The following is a 4,997-nucleotide window of genomic DNA, read 5'->3' as shown; positions in this document are numbered from 1 at the left end:
CCCAGCCTCACAACACCTTTCAGTCCCGGTCGGGACGCTTACAACTGATCTTTCTCGGCGTCTCTCGAGAAACGGCCGAACCTCAGGAGAGGCCGAGTTCCAGGTCGATGAAGGCGAGGACGTCTTCGGCGGAGGCGGCGTCGAGCGTCTCCTCGATGTCCTTGGCCGGCCCTTGGGCGGAGGCCGGTCCGTCGGCCGGGCCGCCCCGCTTGTCCAGGCGGGCGGCGAGGCGGCTGAGCCGCTCCGCGATGCCGTGGTCCTCCGCTTCCTGGGGGGACAGGGAGGTCAACGTCAGTTCGAGCCGGTCGAGTTCGGCGAGCAGACTCAGCGCCTGGCCGCCGCTGTCCCGGCAGAGCTGCTCGTGCAGGTGCTCTGCCACGGCAGCGGGGGACGTGTGGTCGAACACCAGAGTGGCGGGCAGCGGGTGGCCGGTGGCCGCCGTCAGCCGGTTGCGCAGGTCGGTGGCGGCGACCGAGTCGAGCCCCAGGTCGGTGAAGGCCCGGCCGGGGTCGAGGTCGGTGGGGCGCGCGTAGCCGAGCAGGGCGGCCACATGGCTGCGGACCAGGTCCAGGAGGGTGCGGGCCTGCTGGGCGGGCGGCATCTGGGCCAGTTGCTCCGCCAGGGCCGCGCCGGACCCGCTCTCGGCCGAGGTGGCCGTCCCGGGCCCGTCGGCGAGGGCGGCGCGGGCCTCGGGGACGCCGTCGAGCAGGGGCCTGGGCCGGGCCGCCGCGTAGACGGGGGCGAAGCGGGACCAGTCGATGTCGGCCACCACCGGGTGGCTGTCGCCGTGGTCGAGGATCCGGCGCAGGGCGCGCAGCGCGGGCCGCGGGTCCATCGGAGGGGCGCCGAGGCGCCGCATCACGTCGGTGATCTCCTCGTCGACCATGCCGCCGGCCCAGGAACCCCAGGCGACGGAGGTGGCGGTACGGCCCTGGGCGAGGCGGCGGGCGGCGAGCGCGTCGAGGGAGGAGTTCGCGGCGGCGTAGGCGGCCTGTCCGGCGCTGCCCCAGACGGCGGCGCCGGAGGAGAACATCAGGAACGCGTCGAGGGGGCGGTCGCCGAGGAGTTCGTCGAGGTGGAGCGCGCCGAGCACCTTGGCGCGGCCGACCTCCGCGCATTCCTCCACCGTCAGTTCACTCGCGGGTGCCAGACGCTGGAGCACGCCCGCGGCGTGCACGACCGCGGTGAGCGGCTGGTCCTCGGGTACGGAGCCCAGCAGGGCGGCCAGTTGTGCGCGGTCGGCGACGTCGCAGGCGGCGATCGTGACGCGGGCACCGCGGGCGGTGAGGTCGGCTTCGAGGCTGGCAGCGCCTTCGGCGTGGGGGCCCCGGCGGCTGGTGAGCAGGAGGTGTTCGGCGCCGAGGTCGGCCAGTTCCTTGGCGACGAGTGCGCCGAGCCCGCCGGTCCCTCCGGTGATGAGCACGGTTCCGCGGGGCCGCCAGGCGCGGGGCGCGGGCGTGTCGCCGAGGGCCGCGCGGACCATGCGCCGGGAGAGGAGGCCGGGTGCGCGGATCGCGAGCTGGTCCTCGTCCCCGGCTCCGGTCAGGGCCGTGATGAGCTGCTGTGCGGCTTCCTCGTCGAGGGTGGCGGGCAGGTCCACCAGGCCGCCGAAGGTGTCGGGGTGGTCCAGGGAGAGTCCGAGGCCCAGCCCCCAGACCTGGGCCTGGAGGGGGTCGACGGCCTCGGTCGCCGCGGTGGTGGCGGCGACCGCGCCGCGGGTGGCGATCCACAGGGGGGCGCCGGCGCCGAGGTCGGTGAGGGCCTGGGCGAGGGTGAGGGTGGTGGCGGCGGCCAGGGACAGTGACGGATGGTCGGCGTGGGCGCGGTCGTCGAGGGCGAGCAGGCAGAGGACGCCCGCCGCCCGGGTGACGCCGGCGTCGGTGAGCCGTGCGGCGAGGGCGGTGCGGTCCGGGCCGGCCGTCTCGACGACGGTGACGGCGTCGGCGCCCCGGTCGGCGAGGGCCTGGGCGACCCTGGGAATCCAGGTGTCGTCGGCCCGTCCGGCGGGCACGACGAGCAGCCAGGTGCCGTCGGCCGGTGCGGTGGTGTCCGCGGCGACGGGCCGCCAGGTGACGCGGTAGCGCCAGGAGTCCGCGGTGAGTTCCTCACGCCGGTCGTTGCGCCAGGCGGTCATGGCGGGCAGTACCCGGCCGAGGGCGTCGGCGTCCACGCCGAGCCGGTCGGCGAGCCCGGGGAGTTCGTCGTCGCGCAGGGTGTCCAGGGCGTTCCAGGACTCGGTGTCCGCGGCATCGGCGGGGGCCGCCGAGACGGCGGCGGTGCCGGTGGCGGTCGCGGTCTCGTCCATCCAGTACCAGGTGCGCTGGAAGGCGTAGGTCGGCAGGTCGGTGCGCCGGGCGCCGAGGGGGCCGTAGTAGGCGTTCCAGTCGACGGGTACGCCGCGGTCGTGCAGACGGCCGACGGCGGCGGTGAGTTCGCGCTGCTCGGAGCGGTCCCGGCGCAGCAACGGCACGAACGCGGTGTCCTCTGTGCCGGTGAGGCACTCGGGGCCGGTGGCGGACAGGGCGGCGTCCGGTCCCAGTTCGACGAACGTGGTGACGCCCTGGCTCTCCAGGCGGGCGATGCCGTCGGCGAACCGGACGGAGGCGCGGACGTGCCGGACCCAGTAGTCCGGGGTGCCGAGGTCGTCCGCGGTGTGAGTACCGGCTGCGGTCGGCACTACCGGGATGGCGGGCTCGCTGAACGACAGGCTCTCCGCGACCGCCCGGAAGTCGTCCAGCATCGGCTCCATCAGCGGGGAGTGGAACGCGTGCGACACCTTCAACCGGCTCGTCTTACGGCCTTCAGCGGCGAAGTGCTCCACCACCGCCGCCACCGACTGCCCGGCGCCCGAGACCACGACGGAGGTCGGGCCGTTGACGGCCGCCACCGACACGTCGTCCGTCAGCAGGGGCAGGACTTCCGCCTCCGTGGCCTGCACGGCTGCCATCGCACCGCCCGAGGGCAGGGCCTGCATCAACCGGCCCCGCGCCACCACCAAACGCGCGGCGTCACCCAGCGAGAGCACGCCCGCCACGTGAGCGGCGGCCAGCTCTCCGATCGAGTGCCCAGCCAGGAAGTCCGGCCGCACCCCCCAGGACTCCACCAGCCGGAACAACGCCACCTCGACCGCGAACAACGCCGGCTGGGCGTACTCCGTACGGTTCAGGGTCTCCGCATCGTCGCCCCACATCACCTCACGCAGCGACGGCCCCTCACGGTGCTCGTCCACCGCGGCCACCACCGCGTCGAACGCCTCCGCGAACACCCCGAACGCCTCATACAGCCCCCGGCCCATCCCCACCCGCTGCGCACCCTGCCCCGTGAACAGGAACGCCGTCCTGCCGTCGGAGGGGGTGTCGGTGGTGAGTGCGGCGTGCGGCAGGCCCTGTGCCAGCGCGTCGAGTGCCTGGTCGAGTTCCGCGTGGTCGGCGGCCGTGACGCAGGCGCGTCGGCTCAGGGCGGCGCGGGTGGTGGAGAGGGAGAGGCCGAGGTCGGGCAGGGGGAGGCCGGGGGCGGCGGCGCGCAGGCGGGCGGCCTGATCGGCGAGGGCCGCCTCGGAGTGGCCGGACAGCAGCAGGGGCACCGGCGCCGGCACGGCGTGCGGCGGTTGCTCCGGCTGCCGCGGTTCCGGGGCTTCGGGGGCTTCGGGGGCCTCTTCCACGATGACGTGGGCGTTGGTGCCGCTCATGCCGAACGAGGAGACGCCGGCGCGACGGGGGTGGCCGAGGCGCGGCCACGGGCGGGCCTCGGTGAGCAGTTCGATACCGCCTGCGGTCCAGTCGACCTCGTGGGTGGGCTCGGCTATGTGCAGCGACTTGGGCAGCACGCCGTGCCGCATGGCCTGCACCATCTTGATGACCCCGCCGACACCGGCGGCGGCCTGGGCGTGGCCGATGTTCGACTTGAAGGAGCCCAGCCGCAGGGGCTGGTCCTCGGGCCGGTCCTGCCCGTAGGTCGCCAGCAGGGCCTGTGCCTCGATCGGATCGCCCAGTACGGTGCCGGTGCCGTGCGCCTCGACGGCGTCGACCTCCTGCGCGGTCAGCTGGGCGTCGGCCAGCGCGGCCTCGATGACCCGTTGCTGGGAGGGTCCGTTGGGGGCCGACAGGCCGTTGGAGGCGCCGTCCTGGTTGACGGCGGAGCCGCGCAGCACGGCGAGCACGGGGTGGCCGTTGCGGTGGGCGTCGGAGAGCTTCTCCAGCAGGAGCAGGCCCACGCCCTCGCCCCAGCCGGTGCCGTCGGCGTCCGAGGAGAAGGACTTGCAGCGCCCGTCGGCGGCGAGGCCGCGGTCCTGGCTGAAGCCGACGAAGGAGGAGGGGGAGCTCATGACGGTGGCGCCGCCCGCGAGGGCCAGGGAGCACTCGCCGGCGCGCAGGGCGCGGGCCGCCAGGTGCAGGGCGACCAGCGAGGAGGAGCAGGCGGTGTCGACGGTGACGGCCGGGCCCACCAGGCCGAGGACGTAGGAGATGCGCCCGGAGGCGACGCTGGCCATGCTTCCGGTGCCGCCGTCGCCGTAGTCGTGGTAGACGATGCCGGTGTAGACGCCCGTGTCGGTGTGGGCCAGGGAGTCCGGGGCGATCCCGGCGCGTTCGAGCACCTCCCAGGCGGTTTCCAGCAGCAGGCGTTGCTGCGGGTCGGTCTCGCGGGCCTCGCGCGGGCTCATCTTGAAGAAGTCCGCGTCGAACGCGCCGGCGTCGAGCAGGAATCCGCCTTCGCGGGCGTACGACTTGCCGGGGGTGGCCGGGCGGGGGTCGTACAGGCCCTCCGTGTCCCAGCCGCGGTTCTCCGGCAGGCGGGTGATGCCGTCGCGGCCCTCCTCGACCATGGCCCACAGGTCGTCGGGCGTGCCGATGCCGCCCGGGAAGCGGCAGCCCATCGAGACCACGGCGATCGGCTCGTGGTCCCTGGCCTCGAGCTCGCGCAGTCGCCGCCTGCTCTGTTGCAGGTCGGTCGTGGCGCGCTTGAGGTAGTCGCGAAGCTTGTCCTCGTTGCCCATGGCA

1 protein-coding gene is annotated in these 4,997 nt (G+C 74.5%); it reads right to left on the bottom strand.

Annotated features, from left to right (window positions below; translation table 11 throughout):
• Positions 1-82: 82 nt before the first annotated feature.
• Positions 83-4,993: a type I polyketide synthase gene (locus tag ACIRGB_RS33115; protein ID WP_403872720.1), complete on the bottom strand. Its 4,911-nt coding sequence runs from the start codon at positions 4,991-4,993 to the stop codon at positions 83-85.
• Positions 4,994-4,997 lie beyond the last annotated feature (4 nt).

The organism is Streptomyces sp. NPDC102490, from assembly GCF_044765285.1.
Classification (GTDB): Bacteria; Actinomycetota; Actinomycetes; order Streptomycetales; family Streptomycetaceae; genus Streptomyces.
The sequence above is the reverse complement of the archived record's forward strand: the minus strand, read 5'-3'. Positions and strand labels throughout refer to the sequence as shown.

Coding starts and splice junctions, on each gene's coding strand:
- ACIRGB_RS33115 (WP_403872720.1), bottom strand. CDS start 4,993: ATGGGCAACGAGGACAAGCTTCGCGACTACCTCAAGCGCGCCACGACC.